The following is a 21,389-nucleotide window of genomic DNA, read 5'->3' as shown; positions in this document are numbered from 1 at the left end:
GCTAAATTGATGGGTATGAGCACCGCGACCCCTACGACCACCCGCCGTCTGCCCCTCGCCGGTGTGCTGCGCCTCGGCCGGCCCTCCGACATCTGGTTCAAGCCCGCCTGCAGCGTGGTCGCCGCGGTCGCCCCGCCCAACCTGGTCCTGCTGGCCCTCGGCCGCCTCGACCTGGCGATGTACACGATGGCCGGATCGCTGTGCGCCCTCTACGGTCACAACCGCCCCTACCCCGCCCGCGCCCGCGCCCTGGCGTGGGTGATCCTCGGCATGGCCGGCGGCCTCGCCGTCGCCCTGACCGCCGCCTCGCTCACCACGAACGCCGTCGTCCTGGTCACCGTCGGCGCGCTCATGGCCGCCGTACAGAAGGTCCTCTGCGACGCCACCCGCGTCGGGCCGCCCGGGAACGTGGTCCTCACCTTCATCAGCTCCGCCTCCTTGTTCGCCCCGCAGACCCTCGGCCAGGTCCCCGGCCACGTCGGCCTCGCCCTGGCGGCGGGCGCCTGGGCCTGGCTGGTCGGCATGGCCCCCGGGCTGCTGCGCCCGCACGGCCCCGAACGCCGGGCCACCGCCCACGCCCTGAACGCCACCGCCGCCTACGCGGACACCCACGGCACCGGCACCGGCAACGCCCGGGCCCGGGCCGCCGCGGCCGCCGCCGTGCAGGCCGCCTGGCAGTCCCTGTTCGCCACCGGCGCCCGCACCGACCGCACCCGGCGCGCCCTCGAACACCTCGTCGTCCGCGCCGAGGTCGCCCTCGCCGCCCCGGCCGACGCCGACCCGGCAGTGCTGCGTGGGTGGGCCCGCGCACTGCGCGGCACCGGACGCGTCCCGCGCGTCGCCGGTGCCGACGACGACCTCCTCGGCGTCGACGCCGAACGCGGCGTACCGCAGCGCCCGCTGTGGCGCCGGCTCGGCCCGCTCGCCCCCTTCGCCGTCCGCACCGCGCTCGGCTGCGCCCTCGCCGGATACGCCTCCCTCGCCCTCGGCGTCGGCCGCCCCTACTGGGCGCTGGTCACCGCCGCCTCCCTCTACCAGGCCAACGTCACCCTCACCTGGAGCCGGGGCGTCCAGCGTGTCGTCGGCAACCTCCTCGGCGTCCTCGTCTTCGCCGCCGTCGTACCGCTCGCCCACCTCCACCCGGCCGCCCTGGTGCTGTGCTGCCTCGCCTTCAACTTCGGCGCCGAGGCGCTGATCGGCCGCAACTACTGGCTCGGCAGCGTCTGCGTCACCCCGATGGCCCTGCTCGTCACCGAGTTCGCCCGCACCCAGGACGCCGGGCAGCTGATCACCGAGCGGGTCGTGGACACCCTGGTCGGCGCGCTCGTCGGCTTCGCCACCGCCGTCGTCGTCACCAACCGCCGGGCCGGCGACCGGATCGAACACGCCCTGACCGGCGTCGAACGGGCCCGCGAACAGGCCGCCCACCTGCTCGCCGGGCCGCAGCCGGCCCCGCGTGCCCTGGAGGCCGCCCGCCGCACCCTGTCCGCCGCCCTGGCCGACCTGCGCGCCACCTCCGACGCCGCGTCAGGCGAGTGGTGGCAGCGCGCGCTGCCCCAGGAGCGGGTCGTGCTCGCCGAGCAGTCCGGACACCGTACGCTCGCCGCGACGGTACGACGCCAGGGAGCGCACTCCTGGGACGGCGCGAGGACAACGGAGGACGTACGGCCATGACGGCGACCAACGGACGACCGGCGGCCGGGAGCGACACGGGCAGAGGCCCGGGAGAGGGTGCGAGCCGAGGCGCCGGCAGGGACGACACGGTCGCGGCCGTCGTCCGGCAGTGGCGGAGTGTCCATCCATCGCTGGACACGGGTCCCATGGAGGTCATCGGCCGGATCAACCGCTGCGCCGCCCTCCTCCAGCAGGCCGAGGACGCCCCGCTGCGCCGGGCCGGCCTCAGCCGCCCCGAGTTCGACCTGCTCGGCGCGCTCCGCCGCACCGGCCACGAGCTGACCCCGAGCGAGCTCGCCAAGGAGACCTTCTCCTCCGGCGCCGCCGTCACCAAACGCCTCAAGCAGCTCACCGAACGCGGCCTGGTCGAGCGGCGCGGCGACGCCCGTGACCGCAGGGTCGCCCACCTCCGCCTCACCGACGCGGGCCGCGACCTCGTCGACGGCCTCCTGCCCGAACAACTCGCCTACGAGACGGCCGTACTGTCCGTCCTCGCCCCCGAGGGGCAGGGCGAACTGGCAGGGCTCCTCGCGGAGTTGCTGGGCCGACTGGAGGGCAGGACGGGCGCGCTGCGGGCCTGACCGCCGGCTCGGCCCCCGTCGCCCGCCCGGCACCGGCCCTCGGGCGCCGGCCCCGCTAGATCCCCGGCCGATAGCGCAGCGGGTGGTCGGCCGGCACCTCCACCAGCACGATCCTGATCCCGTCCGGATCGGCGATCCACATCTCGACCAGGCCCCACGGCTCCTTCACGGGCGGGCGCACGATCGCGACGCCTTTCGCCACCAGCTCCTCGTGCGCCGCCGCGACGTCCGCGACCTGCAGCCACAGCTGCACGGCCGGCGAGGGCGGCGTGTCCGACCGCCCGGAGACCTCCAGGAACCCGCCGCCGAAGAAGTAGACCGTGCCGCGCTCCGGCCCCTCACCGAACTCGCGGTAGACGGCGAGCCCGAGCCCCTCACCGTAGAAGGCGCGGGACCGCTCGGGGTCGGTGGGGTGGATCAGCGTACGGCTGCTCAGTACATGCACCATGCGACCGGAGCGTAGCGGCAGGCCGCCTCGGGACAGCGTGGTGACCAGTGGGAATCCGGGCCGAGCCGCGGGGATAGGCTCGGCTCCGGCTCAGTCGCGCTTGAGATCGGAGAACCCACCCATGGAGAACGTCGCCGCCGGACCGGCCTTCCGCGACGCCACCGATGCCGATGTCGACGTCCTGGTCGCGTTGATCGAGTCGGCCTACCGGGGCGACGACAGCCGGGTCGGGTGGACCACCGAGGCGGACATCCTGGAGGGGCAGCGGACCGACCCCGAGGGCGTCCTCGAAGTGATCAAGGCGTCGGACGGCAAGCTGCTCGTCGTCGAGCGGGACGGCGGGGTCGTCGCCTGCTGCCAGCTCGAACACCGCGGTGCCCACGCCTACTTCGGCATGTTCGCGGTGAGCCCCGCCCTCCAGGGCGCCGGCCTCGGCAAGGTCGTCATCGCCGAGGCCGAGCGCCAGGCGCGGGAGGAATGGGGCGTCACCGAGATGCACATGACGGTGATCTCGGTGCGCGACGACCTGATCGCCTGGTACGAGCGGCGCGGCTACCGCCGTACGGGAAAGATGACGCCGTTCCCGTACGGCGAGGAGCGCTTCGGCATTCCGCAGCGGGACGACCTGCAGTTCGAGCTGCTGGTCAAGCCGCTGGTGTGAGGCGCGGGCCGGCGTTCAGGCCGTGAAGCGGGCGGTGCGTTTGATCTCCGGATAGTCGGTCGTCGCACCGTCCAGCTGGAGCGCGCGCACCAGCCGCAGATCGTCCTGGGTGTTCACCACCCAGCCGATCACCCGGAGATCCGCCTTGCGGGCGTGCTCGACGACCTCCAGGGTCAGCCGCCGGATATTGAGGCAGAGAGTGGCCGCCCCCGCCTCCTGGGCCCGCTCCACCACGTCGGTGCCGTAGCGGCTGGCGATCAGCGCGGTGCGCACCCCCGGCACCAGCCGGGCGATCTCGGCGACCGCCTCGTCGTGGAACGAGGACACCTCCACGCGGGACACCAGGTCCCGCCGCTGCATGACCTCGGCCAGCGCGCGGGCCGCCGCCACGTCCTTGATCTCGGCCTGCAGGGGCGTCCGCACGGCGTCCAGGACCTCCTCGAACACCGGCACCCGCTCGCCCCGGCCCGCGTCCAGCCCGCGCAGCTCCTCCAGGGTCTTCTCGGCGATCGGGCCGGTGCCGTCGGTCGTGCGGTCCACCTCCGCGTCGTGCATGACGACCAGGGCGCCGTCCTTGCTCAGGTGGAGATCGAGTTCGATCAGGTCGAGGCCGGCCTGCTGCGCGGCGACGAAGGAACGGAGGGTGTTCTCGGGCTCGACGCCCATGACTCCGCGGTGACCGATGGTAAGGAAGTTCAAGATTCAACTCGCTTCCGTCGACGGCGGCGATGGGTGCAGGCGCGCGAACCGTACGACGGACGTCGCTGTCCACGCTGCTGGGCGCAGCCTAATGGCCGCCCGTCGCGATGAACCCGTACGTACACGGGGGGATTGGTGTGCCGGGTGCGCGGCACCTGGCCCGTGCCCCGGTCGGCGGTCACCCGGTGGTGGGCGCGTCCCCTCGCGCATTGACCGGCCGGATCCATGCGGTCCGCCGCAGCTGACGTCTCGTCACGGGTCGTAGTGAATGTGAGCGCCTTCACGGTTTCGCACAGGAAAAAGCGCGGTGAAGGCGGGATGCCGCAGGATAATTTCCCGAGATCCCCCTTGCTGGGAGAAACCCCGTACGCATACGGTGTCCTAACGGAAGCTTCTCCCGTGGAGGATGGGTCATGACGGAAATTCTTGTGCAGGTGGGTTCGGAGGAGCAGGTTCCTCCCGTGACCAGGGTGGTCGAGCACCCGGCGTGGCCCGTGCTCAAGGATGCCGTGGAGCGGATCCGGCCATGGCAGTCGAAGGACGGGTCGATCGACTTCGAGGCCGAGGGTGCGCCCGCACCGGCCGGCGCCGAGGCGGCCGTACGGCGTGTCGTCGACGCCGTGGAAGAGCTGTCCCCGCTGCTCCCGCACGACGCCGACTACCACCGGGCGCTGGTGACGGACCTGCGGCGCTGGGCCGTCGGCGGCTTCCAGGTGCCCGACTTCCTCGACTCGCTGCTCGCCTTCCAGCCCGCCGCGGGCCGCGCGGACGGCCTCCAGCACCTGGTCGTCTTCCCGATGTACACGCAGAACGGCAACCCGGACCGCAACCTGGAGGCGGTCGTGCTGCGCATGGTCTGGCCGGACTGGCTGGCCGAGCTGGAGCGCACCCGGTACGACAACCCGCTGTTCTGCGGCATCACCTTCGAGGACTTCACGGCCGGCTACGACACCAACTCCGCCGTCCTCTTCCCCGAGACCATCGCCGTGCGCGAAGCGCCGGAACGATTCTCCTGGGGTGGCATCTTCTGCGACCGCGAGGCCGCCCGCTTCCGCCGGGTCACCGACGCGGCCGTCGGCATCCTCGGCCTGAACCTGCCCGAGGACATCGCCGCCATGGTCCACGACCAGAAGCGCTGCGAGGAGGCCTTCGTCCTGTGGGACATGGTCCACGACCGCACCCACAGCCACGGCGACCTGCCGTTCGACCCGTTCATGATCAAGCAGCGCCAGCCGTTCTGGATGTACGGCCTGGAGGAGCTGCGCTGCGACCTCACCGCCTTCAAGGAGGCCGTGAAGCTGGCGGCCGACGGCGTCCCGCAGGCCCGTGACGTGCAGTACGCGGTCCTCTTCGACCGCATGTTCCGGTTCCCGGTCACCGGCGACCGGGTCCGCAACTACGACGGGCTCGGCGGCCAGCTGCTCTTCGCCTACCTGCACAAGCACGACGTGGTCCGCTGGACCGACAACAAGCTCGCCATCGACTGGGAGCGCGCCCCGCAGGTCACCAACCAGCTGTGCGCCGAGATCGAGAAGCTGTACAAGGACGGCATCGACCGCCCGAAGCTCGTCCACTGGTTGGCCGGGTACGAGCTGGTCGCCACTTACCTCGCCCCGCACCCCGGCTCCAAGTGGGCCAAGGGTCCCGACGCCCTGGACCTGACCCTGCCGCCGCGCAAGCTCGTGGACGACGTGCTTCCGGACGAGTTTCCGCTGAGCATGTTCTACGAGGCCCTGTCCAAGAAACTGAAGAACGTGATCGCCGAGACCAAGGGCATCACGGCGGACAGCGCCGAGCCGGTCGCCGCGTGAGCGACCGGCTGCGGAACACGGCTCAAGAGGGGAACGACATGGTGAGCAACGGTGCTCTCAGCGGTGCGGTGATCGCGGTGGCGGGCGCGGGCGGACCCGCAGGGCGTGCGACGCTGGTGCGGCTGGCCGAGGCCGGCGCGACCGTCGTCGGGGCGGACAACGATCCGCAGCGCCTGTCGGAGGCCGTGGACGCGGCCCGCTACGCCTCCGGCGGCGCGACCGTCACGGGTGACACGGTGGATCTGCTCGACCTCCAGTCCACCCGGGACTGGGCCACCCACGTCGAGAAGGACTTCGGCCGCGTCGACGGTCTCGTGCACCTCGTCGGCGGCTGGCGGGGCAGCGAGACCTTCACCAAGACCAGCCTGGACGACTGGGACTTCCTGGAGCTGCTGCTCGTCAAGACGGTGCAGCACACCTCCCTCGCCTTCCACGAGGCGCTGCAGCGCAGCGAGCGCGGCCGGTACGTCCTGATCAGCGCCTCCGCCGCGAGCAGGCCCACCGCGGGCAACGCCGCGTACGCCGCGGGCAAGGCCGCCGCCGAGGCATGGACGCTCGCCCTGGCCGACTACTTCCGCAAGGCCGGGGGCCCCGAGGGCCCGACCTCCGCCGCTGCGATCCTGGTGGTGAAGGCGTTGGTGCACGACGCGATGCGCGCCGAGCGGCCCAACGCGAAGTTCGCGGGCTTCACCGACGTCAAGGACCTGGCCGAGGCCATCGAGGGCGTCTGGCACAAGCCCGCCGCCGAAGTGAACGGAAACCGTCTGTGGCTGACCGAGAAGCCGTGAACCCTCCCAGGACCGACGCGCGTCGCCACCACGACCCGCAGGTCCGCGGTTTCGCCAGTGACAACTACGCCGGAGCCCACCCCGAGGTGCTGGCCGCCCTGGCCCTCGCCAACGGCGGCCACCAGGTGGCGTACGGCGAGGACGAGTACACCGAGAACCTCCAGCGGATCGTCCGCAGCCACTTCGGGGCGACGGCGGAGGCCTTCCCGGTCTTCAACGGCACCGGCGCGAACGTCGTCGCGCTCCAGGCGGTCACCGACCGCTGGGGCGCGGTGATCTGCGCCGAGAGCGCGCACATCAACGTCGACGAGGGCGGCGCCCCCGAGCGCATGGGCGGCCTCAAGCTGCTCACCGTGCCGACCCCCGACGGCAAGCTCACCCCGGACCTCATCGACCGGCAGGCTTACGGCTGGGACGACGAGCACCGTGCGATGCCGCAGGTGGTGTCCATCACCCAGAGCACCGAGCTGGGCACCCTGTACACGCCGGACGAGATCCGCGCGATCTGCGAGCACGCCCATGCGCACGGCATGAAGGTGCACCTGGACGGCTCCCGGATAGCCAACGCGGCGGCCTCCCTGGACGTCCCGATGCGCACGTTCACCAACGCCGTCGGCGTCGACCTCCTCTCCCTGGGCGGCACCAAGAACGGCGCGGTGTTCGGCGAGGCGGTCGTGGTGATCAACCAGGACGCCGTCAGCCACATGAAGCACCTGCGCAAGCTGTCCATGCAGCTCGCCTCCAAGATGCGCTTCGTGTCGGTCCAGTTGGAGGCCCTGCTCGCCAAGGACCTGTGGCTGCGCAACGCCCGGCACGCCAACGAGATGGCCCAGCGGCTCGCCGAGGGCGTCCGGGCCGTGCACGGCGTGGAGATCCTCTACCCGGTGCAGGCCAACGGCGTCTTCGCGCGGCTCCCGCACGACGTGAGCCTGCGGCTCCAGAAGCGTTTCCGCTTCTACTTCTGGGACGAGGCGGCCGGGGACGTGCGCTGGATGTGCGCCTTCGACACGACCGAGGAGGACGTGGACGCGTTCGTGGCGGCGCTCAAGGAGGAGATGGCGCGCTAGCCGCACTTACTGCATAGGTATGCGGTCGCCTGAAAAGTCATTGACGCTCGGGTGATCGCATTCCTATGCTCTGCGGACATGGAGCTGATCCAGAACACCGCCGACCTCTCCGCGTACTTGGCCGCTGACGAGGTCATCGACCATCACCATCCCCGGATCCGGGAGACGGCCGCCCGGCTGGCTGCGGGAGTCGACGACTCGTATGGCTATGCGCGCGCCGCGTACGAATTCGTGCGTGACGCCATCCCGCACTCCCAGGACTCCGGCGACCTGCGCGTGACCTGGCGGTCCTCGGACGTGCTGGAGCGGCGCACCGGCATCTGCCACGCCAAGGCCCACGCCCTGGCCGCCCTGCTGCGCGCCGAGGACATCCCCACGGCCCTGTGCTACCAGCGCCTGTCGCGCGACGACGCCGGCGGCGGTCACGTCGTGCACGGCCTGGTCGCCGTCCGCTTGAACGGCGCCTGGCACCGGCAGGACCCCCGCGGCAACAAACCGGGCGTCGACGCCCGGTTCTCCCTCGACGGCGAACGGCTGGCCTGGGTCCCCGACCCGCAGTCCAGTGAGATGGACTATCCAGTCCTATATGCTGAACCTCATCCGGTCGTGCTCGACGCCCTCAAAGCGGCGCCGGACCGCCCGCACCTCTGGAAGACGCTCCCCACCGCACTCTGAGGCAAGGCCCATGACTCTCACGCTCACCGTGTCCGACGAGGTGCGCGCCCTCGCGCCCGGCTTCACACACCTCGTCATCGAGGCCCACGGCCTGGTCAACGGACCCAGTACGGAGGCGAGTTCGGCCCTCCTCGACGACGCGGCCGGCCGTCTGGCCGTACGCCTCGACGGGCGCGCCCCGCACGAGGACCCGCACATGGTGGCCTGGCGGGCCGCCTACACGGCCTTCGGCTCCAAGCCCTCCCGCACCCGCAACTCGGCCGAGGCGCTGGCCAAACGGGCCCTCGCGGACGGCGGCCTGCCCCGCATCAACCTGCTCGTGGACCTCTACAACGCCATCAGCGTCGCCCACCTGATCCCGGTCGGGGGTGAGGACCTCGACCTGGTCCAGGGCGGGATGCGCCTCGTCCGTGCCACGGGCGAGGAGGACTTCGTGACCGTGGCCGGAGGTGAGGAGACCGTCGAGCACCCCGACGCCGGCGAGGTCGTGTGGTGCGACGACGCCGGAGTCACCTGCCGCCGCTGGAACTGGCGCCAGGGCCCCCGCACCCGCCTCACGGAGCGGACGACCTCGGCTGTCTTCCTGCTGGAGAGCCTCGCCCCGATGCCGGTGCCGGAGGTGGCGGCGGCGGGCGCCGAACTCGCCGAACTGCTGGAGAAGTTCAGTCCGGGCGCCCGCATCGAGGTGCGCGCGCCCGAGTCGGCGGGCTGAGGCTCAGACCGCCTCGGCGGCCTTCAGCTGGTCCAGCGTGGGGGCCGTGCCGCCCAGGTGGGCAGGGAGCCACCAGGTGTCGGCCGCGTCCTTGGGACGGGCCGGGTAGGCGCGCTGGGCGGCGTCAAGGAGCTCCTGGACACGCTCGCGCAGCCGGCGGGTGATGGCGCCCGCGTACTGGTCCCGGGGAGCGTCGACCGGCTCGCCCACCCGGATGGTGATGGGCAGGTGGTTCCGCTTGAAGTTGCGCGGCTGGCCCTTGGTCCAGATGCGCTGGGTGCCCCACAGGGCCATCGGCACGAGCGGGACGCCGGCCTCCTGGGCGAGGCGCGCGGCACCCGACTTGAAGCTCTTCAGGGTGAAGGACTGGGAGATCGTGGCCTCCGGGAAGACGCCCACGATCTCACCGGACTTCAGTGAGTCCAGCGCGTGCTGGTAGGCGGCCTCGCCCTGCTTGCGGTCCACCGGGATGTGCTTCATGCCGCGCATCAGCGGGCCGGAGATCCGGTGCCGGAACACCGACTCCTTCGCCATGAACCGCACCAGGCGCTTCTGCGGCAGGGCCGCCAGGCCGTCGAAGACGAAGTCCAGGTAGCTGATGTGATTGCTCACCAGCACCGCGCCGCCCGAGCGCGGGATGTTCTCCGAACCCTGGCAGTCGATCTTGAGGTCCCAGACCTTGAACAGCGTCTTGGCGAAACCGATGACGGGACGGTAGACCAGCTCTGCCATGGGCGGGACGGACCCTTTCTGCTCTGCCTGGGAAAGGGGCCCCCGGCGGGAAGTTACGGAGCCGTAGGTTTACGGCGTCTCGCAGATCGTGCCCGAAGAACGGACGGGGAGCCAGCCCTGGTGCCCTGGCGCGGCGAGATTCTCGTCACGTTGGTCCCCTTGATCCACCTCGCGCTTTTAACGCGCCTTTACTCCGGACGGACCGCCAACCGCCGCACGAGCAGGAACATCTCGCAGCCCAGGCAGTACCCGAACGCCGCATTGAGGAAGGCCGCGGCGAGCGCGAGCCCGGTCGCCGCGAGGCCCAACCACGCCGGGCCGAGCGCGAATCCGACCAGACCGAGCCCCGCGAAGACCAGCCCGACCGCCTGTGCGAACCGCGGGGGCTCCGGCGGCTCGAACTCCGTGGGGGGAGCGAGGCGCGGTCGTACGAGTGACCGGAACGCCCAGCCGTACGGCGAGCGTGTCACGCCCCCGGCCGCGCCGAGCGCGAACGCCAGCGTCTGCCAGGCGAGGATCCAGGGGCTTCGGGTGATGAGTGCGGCGGCCAGTACGGCCGTCGTCACGGCCGCCGCGAACCGCGGCCCACGTGCGTCGATGTCCATGAAGCAAGGATTCCGCCCCGCGGGCCGCCAGGGGAGCCGGGAATCTTTGCAGTCTTGTGAACGCTTTTCCCGGCGGTGAGCGGTCTCGTGGATCCTTGTCCGGTGATGACCGGACTCGTGGTGTGCGTGGCGGTGCTCGCGGCGGCGAGCGTCTACGGAGTGCTGCACAGGCGGCGGAACGGGAGGGTACGGGTGCGCGGGCGCGACGACGGCAAGCGGCTCGGGGCGGCCGAACTCGGCGGCGCACTGGGCGAACGGGCCACCCTGGTGCAGTTCTCCAGCGCCTTCTGCGCCCCCTGCCGGGCCACCCGGCGGGTCCTGGGCGAGGTCGCCGGGATGGTCCCCGGCGTCACCCACGTCGAGATCGACGCCGAGGCCCGCCTGGACCTCGTGCGCGAGCTGGAGATCCTCAAGACGCCCACCGTGCTGGTGCTCGACGCGGACGGCCGGGTGGTGCGCCGGGCCACCGGGCAGCCCCGCAAGGCGGACGTCATCGCGGCGCTGGGCGAGGCGGTCTGACGGCCATGCCGATGACGGTGAGGCACCTCCCATATCCCGGAACGTACTTGACTGGGCGCACCACCTATCGTCAGCCTGACCGTATGCCTCAGGAACTCCTTCTCTTCGGACGGGTCCACGTGGACCTGGCCCGCACCGCGAGCGCGCGCTGTCCGGGCTGTTGAGCAGCTCCGGACCCGAAGACCGCCTCCCGCAGAAGGACAACTCCATGACGGCCACGCCTGACCTCGGCACCCCCCAGCTCGCCTCTCCCGACCTGCTCCGCTCCGCCTTCCGGCGGCACGCGGCCGGTGTGGCGGTGATCACCGCGCGTGGCGCCGACGGCCCGGTCGGCTTCACCGCCACCTCCCTCACCTCCGTCTCCGCCGAGCCCCCGATGGTCTCCTTCGGGGTGGGCACGGGCGCCTCCAGCTGGCCCGCGATATCCACCGCGGAGCACATCGGCGTCCACATCCTCGGCGAGCACCAGGCGGAGCTCGCCGCCACCTTCGCGCGCAGCGGCGCCGACCGGTTCGGGGCGCCCACCAACTGGCGTGACGGCCACGCGGGCGTCCCGGTCCTCGACGACGTACTGGTGTGGCTGGTGTGCCGGATCGCGGCGCGCGTGCCGGCCGGTGACCACCGCATCGTGCTGGCCGAGGTGCTCGTCGGCGATCCCTCCCGCGCCGGCCGGCCGCTCCTGTACCACCAGGGCGCCTTCAACGGGCTGCGGGACTGATCACACATCCCCCGTTCCGCGGATCACACGCCCCTCGTTCTGCGAACGCGTCGAGTTCCGGTTACGCTGCGTTGCGAAGGTCACAGTTCAAAGCGCTTGCTTAGCGGGCATGAACTGGCTGTACTGGTGAGTAATATTTCGTTCGGAGCGCGCGGCCGCCCCGACCGGGATGAGCCGCTTGAGGCGCCTATGCTGCCTGCAAGAGGCAGCCCAGAAAAGACGATGCAGTAGGAGAGCCGGCGTGAGCCTGAGGATCGTTGTCACTGTGAAGTACGTGCCCGACGCCACTGGCGACCGGCACTTCGCCGATGACCTGACCGTCGACCGTGACGACGTGGACGGTCTCCTCTCCGAGCTGGACGAGTACGCGGTCGAGCAGGCGCTGCAGATCTCGGAGAACTCGGACGACGACGTCGAGGTCACCGTGCTGACGGTGGGTCCGGAGGACGCCAAGGACGCGCTGCGCAAGGCGCTCTCGATGGGTGCGGACAAGGCGATCCACGTCGAGGACGACGACCTGCACGGCACCGACGCCATCGGCACCTCGCTGGTGCTGGCCAAGGCGATCGAGAAGGCCGGCTTCGACCTGGTGGTCTCCGGCATGGCCTCCACCGACGGCACCGCCGGCATCGTGCCGGCCCTGCTCGCCGAGCGGCTGGGCGTCCCGCAGGTCACCCTGCTCTCCGAGGTCTCGGTCGAGGACGGCACGGTCAAGGGCCGCCGCGACGGCGACGCCGCCAGCGAGCAGCTGGAGGCCTCCCTCCCGGCGGTCGTGTCCGTCACCGACCAGTCGGGTGAGGCGCGTTACCCGTCCTTCAAGGGCATCATGGCCGCCAAGAAGAAGCCGGTTCAGTCCTGGGACCTGTCCGACCTCGACCTCGAGGCGGAGGAGGTCGGCCTGGAGGGCGCCTGGACCGCGGTCGAGACCGCCACCGCGCGTCCGGCCCGTACGGCGGGCACGATCGTCAAGGACGAGGGCGAGGGCGGCAAGCAGCTCGCCGAGTTCCTCGCGGGCCAGAAGTTCATCTGAGCCCCGCACTCGCCGACCGCCCCTCAACTGATCCAAGCAGGAGAGCATTCCCATGGCTGAAGTCCTCGTCTACGTCGACCACGTGGACGGTGCCGTCCGCAAGCCCACCCTGGAGCTGCTGACCCTGGCCCGCCGCATCGGCGAGCCCGTCGCCGTCGCGCTCGGCAACGGCGCCGCCGACACCGCCGCCGCGCTGGCCGAGCACGGCGCGGTGAAGGTCCTCACCCACGACGCGTCCGAGTACGCCGACTACCTGGTCGTCCCGAAGGTGGACGCGCTACAGGCCGCCGTCGAGGCCGTCTCCCCGGCCGCCGTGCTCGTCCCGTCCTCCGCCGAGGGCAAGGAGATCGCCGCCCGTCTGGCGCTGCGCATCGGCTCCGGCATCATCACCGACGCCGTCGACCTGGAGGCCGGCGACGAGGGCCCGGTGGCCACCCAGTCGGTGTTCGCCGCGTCCTTCACCACCAAGTCCCGCGTCTCCAAGGGCACCCCGGTCATCACGGTCAAGCCCAACAGCGCCGCCGTCGAGGCCGCCCCGGCCGCCGGCGCGGTCGAGGCCCTGAGCGTGACGTTCTCGGACAAGGCGACCGGCACCAAGGTGACCGGCCGTACCCCGCGTGAGTCGACCGGGCGTCCGGAGCTGACCGAGGCCGCGATCGTGGTCTCCGGCGGCCGTGGCGTCAACGGCGCCGAGAACTTCGCGATCATTGAGGCCCTCGCCGACTCCCTCGGCGCGGCTGTCGGTGCCTCCCGTGCCGCCGTCGACGCCGGCTGGTACCCGCACACCAACCAGGTCGGCCAGACCGGCAAGTCCGTCTCCCCGCAGCTGTACATCGCCAACGGCATCTCCGGCGCCATCCAGCACCGCGCGGGCATGCAGACCTCGAAGACCATCGTGGCCGTCAACAAGGACGCCGAGGCCCCGATCTTCGAGCTGGTCGACTTCGGCGTGGTCGGCGACCTGTTCGACGTCGTCCCGCAGCTGACCGAGGAGGTCAAGGCCCGCAAGGGCTGATCACCGCCGACAGGCTGTCCGAGGCCCCCGCGACCGACACCGGTCGCGGGGGCCTCGTCGTGTCCGCGCGGCCCCGGTTCAGCGCAGGCTCAGGGAGACCTGCACGGGCAGGTGGTCGCTCGGGAACTGGCCGTGCATCGAGAAGGTGTCCATCGTCGCCCGGTGCGTGGTCACGCCCGGCGAGGTCAGGATCCAGTCGATCCGGTCGCCGTCGGGCTTGAGGCGGTGGTAGCCGTGGAAGGTCGCGTACTGGGGGCCGCGGTGCTCCGCCGCGTCCCAGGTGTCGACGAGCCCCGAGTCCACCAGGGTGTCGTAGGCCCGGTTCTTGTGCGCGTAGGCGTTGAAGTCGCCGGTCACCACGACCGGCAGCCTGCGGTCGAACTCCGCGATCCGCTGCACCAGGAGCGTGGCGCTGCGCTCGCGGGCGTACTGGCTCTTCTGGTCGAAGTGGGTGTTGGCGACGTAGAACTCCCGTCCTTCGTCGGCGAGATCGCGGAAGCGGACCCAGGTGACGATGCGGGGGAAGGCGGCGCTCCAGGTGTTGGAGCGGATGACCTCCGGGGTGTCGGAGAGCCAGAAGGTGTAGTGCTCCAGCGGTTCCAGGCGCCGGAGGTCGTAGTAGATGGCGGTCGACTCGTCCCGGCTGCCGCCCTCGCGGCCGGTGCCGACCCAGTCGTAGTGCGGTCCGAGGTCGCTGTCGATGTCGCGCAGCTGCTGGTAGAGACCCTCCTGGGTGCCCATGACCTGGGGCTGTGCGCGGCGCAGCAGTTCGGCCATCACCGGGCGGCGGTCGGCCCAGCTGTTGGGTTCGGCGGTACTGGCGTACCGCAGGTTGAAGGTCATGACGTCGAGGCGGGGCGCCGGCCGGGCCGGCGCCGCGAGGGTGGCTGTCCGGCGGGCCCGCGACACGGCGGAGGAGGCGGAGGAGGTGGTGATCGCGGCACTGGAGAGGGGCACGGTGACCGCTGCGGCCAACAGGGCCTGCAGTCCCAGCCGGCGGGTGACTCGGCGCTGGTTCGGCACGACGGCTCCTTCAGGGGGCACAAGCCGGACGGGCGGGCGTTGAGCAGTGTGATACCCAGGAGTGTGATGAGCGTGAACATGCCCAGATGGGGGCGTGTCGCCCCGTGGACACGGTGTTGACCGCCCCGAAGGCGCCCGGATACCTTCATTCAACGGATTGTTGATTCCGTACAGTGGAAAACAGGAGGGTGTGGGATGGGTCAGGGCCGGCAGGAGAAGGTGGCGACGAGCCTCGCGGGCGCCGTCAGCGAGGAGATCAGCGCCTCCCTCGCACCCGTCGACGCCGAACTGGAGCGCCGCTATCCGGGTGATCCGGGAACCCGTCAGCCCGTCCACACCGTGTACGTCCCCGGCGACGCCTTCACGGCCGGCACCATCCGCTCCTGGGGCGACCAGGCCCTCGCCGCCCTCGACGAACACGCCCCCGACGCCGCCGCCTTCGCCGCCGTCCTCGGCCTGCCCGACGACCTCGCCGAGCCCGTCCACTCCCGGGTCCGCGCCAAACTGGAGCGGGAACCGGTGGAAGACCTGCGCGTCGACTTCGAGGACGGCTACGGCCCCCGCCCCGACGCCGAGGAGGACGAGACCGCCGCCCGCGCCGCCCGGCTGATCGCCGAGGCGTACGCCGAGGGCACCGCGGCGCCGTACATGGGCATCCGGATGAAGTGCATGGAGGCCGCGGTGCGCGACCGGGGCATCCGCACCCTCGACATCTTCCTCACCGGGCTGATCGCGGCCGGCCCGCTGCCCGGCGGACTCGTGCTGACCCTGCCCAAGGTGACCTACCCCGAACAGGTCACCGCGATGGTCCGGCTCCTGGAGGCCTTCGAGAAGACCCATGGACTGGAGCCAGGCCGGATCGGGTTCGAGATCCAGATCGAGACCAGCCAGTCCATCCTCGCCACCGACGGCACCGCCACCGTCGCCCGGATGATCCAGGCCGCCGAGGGCCGCGCCACCGGACTGCACTACGGCACCTTCGACTACAGCGCCTGCCTCGGGGTGTCCGCCGCCTACCAGGCCAGCGACCACCCGGCCGCCGACCACGCCAAGGCGATCATGCAGGTCGCCGCCGCCGGTACCGGCGTACGCGTGTCGGACGGCTCCACCAACGTCCTGCCGGTCGGCCCGACGGCCAGGGTGCACGACGCCTGGCGGCTGCACTACGGTCTCACCCGGCGCGCCCTGGCCCGCGCCTACTACCAGGGCTGGGACATGCACCCCGGCCACCTCCCGACCCGGTACGCGGCCGTGTTCGCCTTCTACCGCGAGGGCCTGGAGCAGGCGGCCGCCCGGCTCTCCCGGTACGCCAACCGCGCCGGCGGCGACGTCATGGACGAGCCCGCCACCGCCAAGGCCCTCAGCGGCTACCTGCTGCGCGGCCTGGACTGCGGCGCCCTCGACAACGGCGAGGTGGCCCGGCTGACCGGTCTGACCCGGGCCGATCTGGAGGGCTTCGCGATGCCCCGGCGCGGCGACCTGACGGCCTTCGGGAAGTAGCGCGTACCGGTCAAGTCACGGCTTTTCCAGCCGACTTGAACCGACCCTGTCACTGCCCCGTACTCTGGTGCGCCATTCACGGACGGGTTTCAGGAACGGGGCTGTGGTGTCGGGTTCGTACGGACAGGCTGACGGGACCGGTCGCCTGCTGGCCGGGCGGTATCGGGTCGTGGCCAGGCTCGGGCGCGGTGGCATGGGTGTGGTGTGGCGCGCCGTCGACGAGGTCCTCGGCCGCGAGGTCGCCGTCAAGGAGTTGCGTGCCCACACCGACAGCGCCGGACCCGAACTGGCCGATCTGCGGCTGCGGATGCAGCGCGAGGCGCGGGCCGCCGCCCGGGTGCGCCATCGCGGTGTGGTCGTCGTGCACGACATCGCCGAGGTGGACGGCCGCCCGCTGATCGTCATGGAACTGGTCGACGGGCCTTCCCTGGACGACCTGTTGCGCGAGCGCGGCACGCTCGGGGCGCACGAGGCCGCCCGCGTCGGCGCCGAGGTCATGGACGCCCTGGCCGCGGCCCACCGGGTCGGCGTCCTGCACCGCGACGTCAAGCCCGGCAACATCCTCCTCGACCGCTCGGGCCGGGTCGTCCTCACCGACTTCGGCATCGCCACCATGGCCGATCCCGGCGACGGCTCCGCCACGCACCTGACCGGCAGCGGCGAACTCGTCGGTTCCCTCGACTACCTGGCGCCCGAGCGGGCCAAGGGCGCGGCCCCCGGCCCGGCCTCCGACATCTGGGCCCTCGGCGCGGCTCTCTACGCGGCCGTGGAGGGTGCCTCGCCCTTCCGCCGTACGTCCACCTTCTCGACGCTCACCGCGATCGTCGACGAGCCCCTCCCGGAGCCCCGCAGGGCCGGCCCGCTCGCCCCCGTCCTCCGGCGCCTGATGGACAAGCTTCCCGACGCCCGCCCGGACGCCGAGGAGGCCTGCGAGCTGCTGCGGGCGGTGGCGCGCGAACCGGTCCCGGACCTGCCGACGACGGTCCTGCGGGAGCGGGAGCCCGAGCGGCCGGAGACCGGGTCCGGGGTGGCGGCGCCGGCTCCGGGAGGAGGACCTGGCGCCGAGGAGGGGTCCGCCGAGGCGCCCGCTGCGGAGCACGTCGGACAGCTCGCCCCGGTGCCCGCCGCCGGACTCGGCAAGGGAGCCGGCACCCCGGGGACCGGCCTCGTGCCCGCCCGAAGATCAGAGCCCGCGCCCCGGCCCGGCCTCCCGGACGGCCCGATGAGCCCCGCCCGACCGGGCCGCACCCGCCACCGGACCCGGTTGCTCGTCGTGGTGGCCGTCGCCGTCGTCCTCACGGCGACCGGGCTGACCGTCGCGTTACGGAACGAGAGAGGACAGACGGCGAAGACGGACGCGGGTCCGCCCGCCCCGACCGTCGCCGGCGCTTCGGAGAGCGTCCGCGGCACCGGTGCCAGGCACCCCGGCGGCGCCGATCCCGTGGGGCAGGGCGAGGAGACGGGCGCCGTACCCGCCACCGGCACCACGCACGCCGCCGGGGGCGCACCGGCGGGCCCGGCGGACCGCGCCTCCACCACACCGGCCGCGGCGCGGACCGCCGGCCCCAGCCCCTCCGGCGGTTCCGGCACCGCCGGTGCCACCGCCCCCGCCACGGCAACGGCCACCGCCCCGGCCACCCCCGTCCCGGTCTGCGTGTCCGCAGGAGACGGCACGTACACCTGCCGGGTGCGCAGCGGCGGCGCCAAGTCCTACACGGCCGACGGCGTCAAGGTCGGCAAGGTCCGCCAGGGCGTCCACTCGTTCTACTGCCAGGTCGACCTGGGCCGCCGGGAGACCCACGGCCGGCGGACCAACGTCTGGTGGGCCGAGACCGACGACGACAAGGGCAACACCGGCGTGTACATCAGCGACGTCTACATCAAGGGCGGCGAGAACGACGAGCCGCTCCCCGGACTTCCCGTCTGCTGAGCACGGACGTACCGCTCCAGACCCGACGCGACCGCCCACCTCCGCTCCGCGAACAGCCGGGTGCCCCGCCTGCACAGCGCCGAATCGGCCCGCGCCCGCGCGCAGAACTGCTCGGGCGTGACACCGAACAGCTTCCTCAACTCGCCCGACTCCGCCAGGAGTTCGGTGAGCAGAGCGCGCTCGCCGGGGTGGCGGCGGGGTGCGCCGGTGCCGTCGTGCAGCACGCCGTGCCGGTTGACGTACGCGTGCACGCCGGGGAGCGTCGTGCCGTCCGCGAGAGTGACGCGGACGCCCGGCGCGGGCAGCCAGGCCCGCTGGAAGTTGCCGTTCGGCAGCGGTACGCCCTCGCTCGCGTCGACCACCTCCAGCTGGCGCCCGTCCAGCCAGAGGACGAACAACTCCCGTACCGCCGAAGGGGATGCGACCGGGGACGCCGAGACATAGCCGAGGCGGCTGACATGCGCGGAGACGCCGACGTCGAGGCCGCGCACCCGGGTGCGCACCATGGGGATGGCACCGGTGACACCGAACTCGGCCATCTTGTGCTGGAGTTGGGCGGGTGAGGCGTTGGAGCCGACCGCGAGCACCGGTACCCGGCCCTCGTCGTGCACCAGACGCTCGAGCGGCAGCAGCCGGTCGCCGTCGAGAAGCGCGGAGTCGGGCGGCCAGACACCCGGGTAGGTCAGCGGATGGTCACGCGGCGCCTCGTCGAGGCCCAGCTCGGCGAGCGTACGGCCGGTCACGGGCGGCTCGGTTCCGCGAGCGCCGGGCAGGCCGTCGTCCGGATCGGTTCGGCGGGCGTCCGTTGGGCCGTCCGGCGGGTTGACACCGCGGGCGTACGGCCGGTCATCGGCGGCTCGCCCCGGCGCACGTGCGGCCGGTGGCCGTGCGGCTCGGTCCCGTGCGCGTCCGGTCCGTCATCCGCGGCTCAGTCCGCCGGGGGCAGCTCGCCCGAGCCGCGGGTGATCAGCCTGGTCGGCAGTTCGATGCGTTCCGGTGGCATGAGGGTGCCGTCCAGCTGGCGGAAGAGCCGTTCGGCGGCCGTACGGCCGAGCAGCGCCGCGTCCTGGGCGACGACCGTGAGGCCGGGGTGCAGCAGGTCGGCGAGTTCGATGTCGTCGAAGCCGACGAGCGCGACCGGGCGGGTCTGTTCGGCGAGGACGCGGATCACGGTGACGGTGACACGGTTGTTGCCCGCGAAGATCGCGGTGATCGGGTCCGGTCCGGACAGCATCTCCTCGGCGGCCCGGCGCACCCGATCCGGATCCGTCACACCGAGGGAGGTCCACGCCTGCTCGACGGCTATGCCGGCGTCCTCCATCGCCGTCTGGTAGCCGCGCAGCCGCTCGGCCGCCGTGTGGATGTGGGGCATGTCGCCGATGAACCCGATCCGGCGGTGGCCGTGCGCGATCAGGTGGGCGACCCCGTCCCGGGCACCGCCGTAGCTGTCGGACAGCACGACGTCGGCGTCGATCTTCCCGGCCGGGCGGTCCACGAACACCGTCGCCACGCCCGCCCGGATCTCCGGCTCCAGATACCGGTGGTCGTCCCCGGCCGGGATCACCACCAGGCCGTCCACCCGCCGCGCGCACAGCGCGAGCGCCAGCTCCTGCTCCCGCTCCGGGTCCTCGGCGCTGGAGCCGTTGATGAGCAACGCCCCGTGCGCCCGGGCCACTTCCTCCACCGCGCGGCTCAGCGGACCGTAGAACGGGTCGGCGAGGTCCTCCAGGACGAGGCCGATGCTCGCGGTACGGCCCTTGCGCAGCACCCGCGCGCTGTCGTTGCGGCGAAAGCCCAGCGCGTCGATCGCCTCCTGGACCCGGCGCTCGGTGTCCGGGGTCACCCCGGGCTCGCCGTTGACCACCCGGGACACCGTCTTGAGGCCCACACCGGCCCGCGCCGCCACGTCCTTCATCGTCGGCCGGGTCCCGTAACGGGAGCCGGGGTGACGGTCTGCGCGGCGGGAGGTGTCGGGCACGATGCGGCGTCCTGTCCTGTCGTCCACGGGCTGCATGGGCTCACGGATTGAGTCTGGGCTCATGGGTTTGTATCAGGGATACACAGGCTCGTGGGTTTGTATGAGGATGTGGCGTCGAGCATAGAGCCTGGACAACGTTGTCAGATGCAAGGGAGACTGTCCACCGCAATCTCCGGCCTGCGTCCCCACCGCTTGACCGGCCTGTTGTGTCACTCGGCTACTCATGGTTGACGGGGAGAACTGACTCTGATGCACACCGACCTCGTGGCGGCCCTCGACATCGGCGGCACCAAGATCGCCGGCGCGCTGGTGGACGGTCACGGACGGATCCAGGCGCGCGCCCAGCGCGCGACACCCGCCCAGCAGGACGGCGAGACGGTCATGGGGGCCGTCGAGGAGGTGGTCGGCGAACTCGCCGGTTCACCGCTGTGGGGGCGGGCCGGCTCGCTCGGGATCGGCAGCGCGGGCCCGGTGGACGCCTCCGCCGGCACCGTGAGCCCGGTCAACGTGCCCGGCTGGCGGCAGTTTCCGCTCGTCGAGCGGGTGCGGGCGGCCGCCGGCGGGCTGCCGGTCGAGCTGATCGGCGACGGGGTCGCCATCACGGCCGCCGAACACTGGCAGGGCGCGGCCCGCGGCCACGACAACGCGCTGTGCATGGTGGTGTCGACGGGCGTCGGCGGCGGCCTGGTGCTCGGCGGCAGGCTGCACCCCGGCCCGACCGGCAACGCCGGCCACATCGGCCACATCAGCGTCGACCTCGACGGGGATCCCTGCCCCTGCGGGTCGCGCGGCTGTGTCGAGCGCATCGCGAGCGGCCCCAACATCGCCCGCCGCGCGCTGGAGGGCGGCTGGCGCCCGGGTCCCGACGGCGACACCTCGGCGGCTGCGGTGGCGGCCGCGGCCCGGGCCGGCGACCCGGTCGCCGTGGCCTCCTTCGAGCGGGCCGCACAGGCGCTCGCGGCCGGGATCGCGGCCACCGCGACCCTGGTCGAGATCGACATCGCGGTGATCGGCGGGGGCGTCGGCAAGGCGGGGGACATCCTCTTCACGCCCCTGCGCAAGGCCCTCACCGACTACGCGACCCTCTCCTTCGTCCAGCGCCTGACGGTCGTACCGGCCCAGATGGGCACGGACGCCGGTCTGGTGGGCGCCGCCGCGGCCGCGTTGGCCGCCAGGCCGGACGCGGAGGCCGCGGGGGTCTGACGGCGGTCCGGCGGCGGCCG

General features: G+C 72.3%; 22 protein-coding genes. 15 read left to right on the top strand and 7 right to left on the bottom strand.

Annotated elements, in window-relative coordinates; translation table 11 throughout:
• Positions 1 to 15 precede the first annotated feature (15 nt).
• Both ABT137_RS23080 and ABT137_RS23075 read left to right on the top strand, forming a co-directional pair.
• The gene (locus ABT137_RS23080; RefSeq protein ID WP_351711749.1) at positions 16 to 1,674 is read left to right on the top strand and encodes an FUSC family protein; all 1,659 of its coding nucleotides are present in this window, start codon (positions 16 to 18) and stop codon (positions 1,672 to 1,674) included.
• Positions 1,671 to 2,255, top strand: coding sequence for a MarR family winged helix-turn-helix transcriptional regulator (locus ABT137_RS23075; RefSeq protein WP_351711747.1), 585 nt, complete (start codon positions 1,671 to 1,673; stop codon positions 2,253 to 2,255). The genes ABT137_RS23080 and ABT137_RS23075 overlap by 4 nt, the downstream gene beginning before the upstream one ends.
• A gap of 55 nt (positions 2,256 to 2,310) precedes the next feature.
• Here the strand turns inward: ABT137_RS23075 and ABT137_RS23070 are convergent, their stop codons facing one another.
• Entirely contained in the window at positions 2,311 to 2,703 is a 393-nt protein-coding gene (locus ABT137_RS23070; RefSeq protein WP_351711745.1) for a VOC family protein, read from the bottom strand.
• Between the two features lie 121 nt (positions 2,704 to 2,824).
• Between ABT137_RS23070 and ABT137_RS23065 the strand changes: the two genes are divergently transcribed.
• Positions 2,825 to 3,364: a GNAT family N-acetyltransferase gene (locus tag ABT137_RS23065; protein ID WP_351711743.1), complete on the top strand. Its 540-nt coding sequence runs from the start codon at positions 2,825 to 2,827 to the stop codon at positions 3,362 to 3,364.
• 15 nt (positions 3,365 to 3,379) lie between these two features.
• Here ABT137_RS23065 and ABT137_RS23060 read toward each other — a convergent pair whose 3' ends face one another.
• Positions 3,380 to 4,063: a glycerophosphodiester phosphodiesterase gene (locus ABT137_RS23060; RefSeq protein WP_351711741.1), complete on the bottom strand. Its 684-nt coding sequence runs from the start codon at positions 4,061 to 4,063 to the stop codon at positions 3,380 to 3,382.
• Positions 4,064 to 4,476: 413 nt separating this feature from the next.
• Here ABT137_RS23060 and ABT137_RS23055 point away from each other — a divergent pair, with 413 nt between their 5' ends.
• The 5 genes from ABT137_RS23055 to ABT137_RS23035 all read left to right on the top strand — a co-directional run bounded on the left by ABT137_RS23055 (position 4,477) and on the right by ABT137_RS23035 (position 9,116).
• On the top strand, positions 4,477 to 5,874 hold the full coding sequence (locus ABT137_RS23055) for a DUF6421 family protein (RefSeq protein WP_351711739.1): 1,398 nt from the start codon (positions 4,477 to 4,479) through the stop codon (positions 5,872 to 5,874).
• A gap of 41 nt (positions 5,875 to 5,915) precedes the next feature.
• Positions 5,916 to 6,662 (top strand): SDR family NAD(P)-dependent oxidoreductase, encoded by a 747-nt coding sequence (locus ABT137_RS23050; RefSeq protein WP_351711802.1) that lies wholly within the window; start codon positions 5,916 to 5,918, stop codon positions 6,660 to 6,662.
• The gene (locus ABT137_RS23045; protein ID WP_351711737.1) at positions 6,659 to 7,729 is read left to right on the top strand and encodes a threonine aldolase family protein; all 1,071 of its coding nucleotides are present in this window, start codon (positions 6,659 to 6,661) and stop codon (positions 7,727 to 7,729) included. Before ABT137_RS23050 ends, ABT137_RS23045 begins: the two co-directional genes overlap by 4 nt.
• 78 nt (positions 7,730 to 7,807) lie before the next feature.
• Positions 7,808 to 8,404 carry a transglutaminase domain-containing protein gene (locus ABT137_RS23040; protein WP_351711735.1) on the top strand — a complete coding sequence of 199 codons (597 nt, stop codon included), beginning with the start codon at positions 7,808 to 7,810 and terminating at the stop codon, positions 8,402 to 8,404.
• Between the two features lie 10 nt (positions 8,405 to 8,414).
• Complete coding sequence (locus ABT137_RS23035) at positions 8,415 to 9,116, top strand: B3/B4 domain-containing protein (protein ID WP_351711733.1); 702 nt, start codon at positions 8,415 to 8,417, stop codon at positions 9,114 to 9,116.
• Between the two features lie 3 nt (positions 9,117 to 9,119).
• On the opposite strand, the gene ABT137_RS23030 is transcribed toward ABT137_RS23035, so the two are convergent.
• Together ABT137_RS23030 and ABT137_RS23025 are read right to left on the bottom strand one after the other, a co-directional pair.
• A complete protein-coding gene (locus tag ABT137_RS23030; RefSeq protein WP_351711731.1) occupies positions 9,120 to 9,848 on the bottom strand; it encodes a lysophospholipid acyltransferase family protein in 729 nt (242 codons plus the stop codon).
• Positions 9,849 to 10,036: 188 nt separating this feature from the next.
• The gene (locus ABT137_RS23025) at positions 10,037 to 10,453 is read right to left on the bottom strand and encodes a DUF4395 domain-containing protein (RefSeq protein ID WP_351711729.1); all 417 of its coding nucleotides are present in this window, start codon (positions 10,451 to 10,453) and stop codon (positions 10,037 to 10,039) included.
• A gap of 105 nt (positions 10,454 to 10,558) precedes the next feature.
• On the opposite strand from ABT137_RS23025, the gene ABT137_RS23020 reads away from it, so the two are divergent.
• From ABT137_RS23020 to ABT137_RS23005, 4 genes are all read left to right on the top strand, one after another.
• The gene (locus ABT137_RS23020; protein ID WP_351711727.1) at positions 10,559 to 10,972 is read left to right on the top strand and encodes a TlpA family protein disulfide reductase; all 414 of its coding nucleotides are present in this window, start codon (positions 10,559 to 10,561) and stop codon (positions 10,970 to 10,972) included.
• A 208-nt stretch (positions 10,973 to 11,180) separates the two neighbouring features.
• A complete protein-coding gene (locus ABT137_RS23015) occupies positions 11,181 to 11,690 on the top strand; it encodes a flavin reductase family protein (protein WP_351711725.1) in 510 nt (169 codons plus the stop codon).
• 241 nt (positions 11,691 to 11,931) lie between these two features.
• Complete coding sequence (locus tag ABT137_RS23010) at positions 11,932 to 12,720, top strand: electron transfer flavoprotein subunit beta/FixA family protein (RefSeq protein WP_351711723.1); 789 nt, start codon at positions 11,932 to 11,934, stop codon at positions 12,718 to 12,720.
• A 52-nt stretch (positions 12,721 to 12,772) separates the two neighbouring features.
• Entirely contained in the window at positions 12,773 to 13,735 is a 963-nt protein-coding gene (locus ABT137_RS23005; RefSeq protein ID WP_351711721.1) for an electron transfer flavoprotein subunit alpha/FixB family protein, read from the top strand.
• A gap of 78 nt (positions 13,736 to 13,813) precedes the next feature.
• On the opposite strand, the gene ABT137_RS23000 is transcribed toward ABT137_RS23005, so the two are convergent.
• A complete protein-coding gene (locus tag ABT137_RS23000; RefSeq protein ID WP_351711719.1) occupies positions 13,814 to 14,758 on the bottom strand; it encodes an endonuclease/exonuclease/phosphatase family protein in 945 nt (314 codons plus the stop codon).
• Positions 14,759 to 14,953: 195 nt separating this feature from the next.
• On the opposite strand from ABT137_RS23000, the gene ABT137_RS22995 reads away from it, so the two are divergent.
• The gene (locus tag ABT137_RS22995) at positions 14,954 to 16,258 is read left to right on the top strand and encodes a DUF6986 family protein (RefSeq protein ID WP_351711717.1); all 1,305 of its coding nucleotides are present in this window, start codon (positions 14,954 to 14,956) and stop codon (positions 16,256 to 16,258) included.
• Between the two features lie 103 nt (positions 16,259 to 16,361).
• Positions 16,362 to 18,188: a serine/threonine-protein kinase gene (locus ABT137_RS22990; protein WP_351711715.1), complete on the top strand. Its 1,827-nt coding sequence runs from the start codon at positions 16,362 to 16,364 to the stop codon at positions 18,186 to 18,188.
• Here ABT137_RS22990 and ABT137_RS22985 read toward each other — a convergent pair.
• Complete coding sequence (locus tag ABT137_RS22985) at positions 18,134 to 18,931, bottom strand: hypothetical protein (RefSeq protein ID WP_351711713.1); 798 nt, start codon at positions 18,929 to 18,931, stop codon at positions 18,134 to 18,136. The genes ABT137_RS22990 and ABT137_RS22985 overlap by 55 nt on opposite strands.
• A gap of 185 nt (positions 18,932 to 19,116) precedes the next feature.
• Complete coding sequence (locus ABT137_RS22980; RefSeq protein ID WP_351711800.1) at positions 19,117 to 20,202, bottom strand: LacI family DNA-binding transcriptional regulator; 1,086 nt, start codon at positions 20,200 to 20,202, stop codon at positions 19,117 to 19,119.
• Positions 20,203 to 20,415: 213 nt separating this feature from the next.
• Between ABT137_RS22980 and ABT137_RS22975 the strand changes: the two genes are divergently transcribed.
• Positions 20,416 to 21,369 carry an ROK family protein gene (locus ABT137_RS22975; protein ID WP_351711711.1) on the top strand — a complete coding sequence of 318 codons (954 nt, stop codon included), beginning with the start codon at positions 20,416 to 20,418 and terminating at the stop codon, positions 21,367 to 21,369.
• Positions 21,370 to 21,389 lie beyond the last annotated feature (20 nt).

It is taken from the genome of Streptomyces sp. NPDC001980, from assembly GCF_040296885.1.
Lineage (GTDB): Bacteria > Actinomycetota > Actinomycetes > Streptomycetales > Streptomycetaceae > Streptomyces.
The sequence above is the reverse complement of the archived record's forward strand: the minus strand, read 5'-3'. Positions and strand labels throughout refer to the sequence as shown.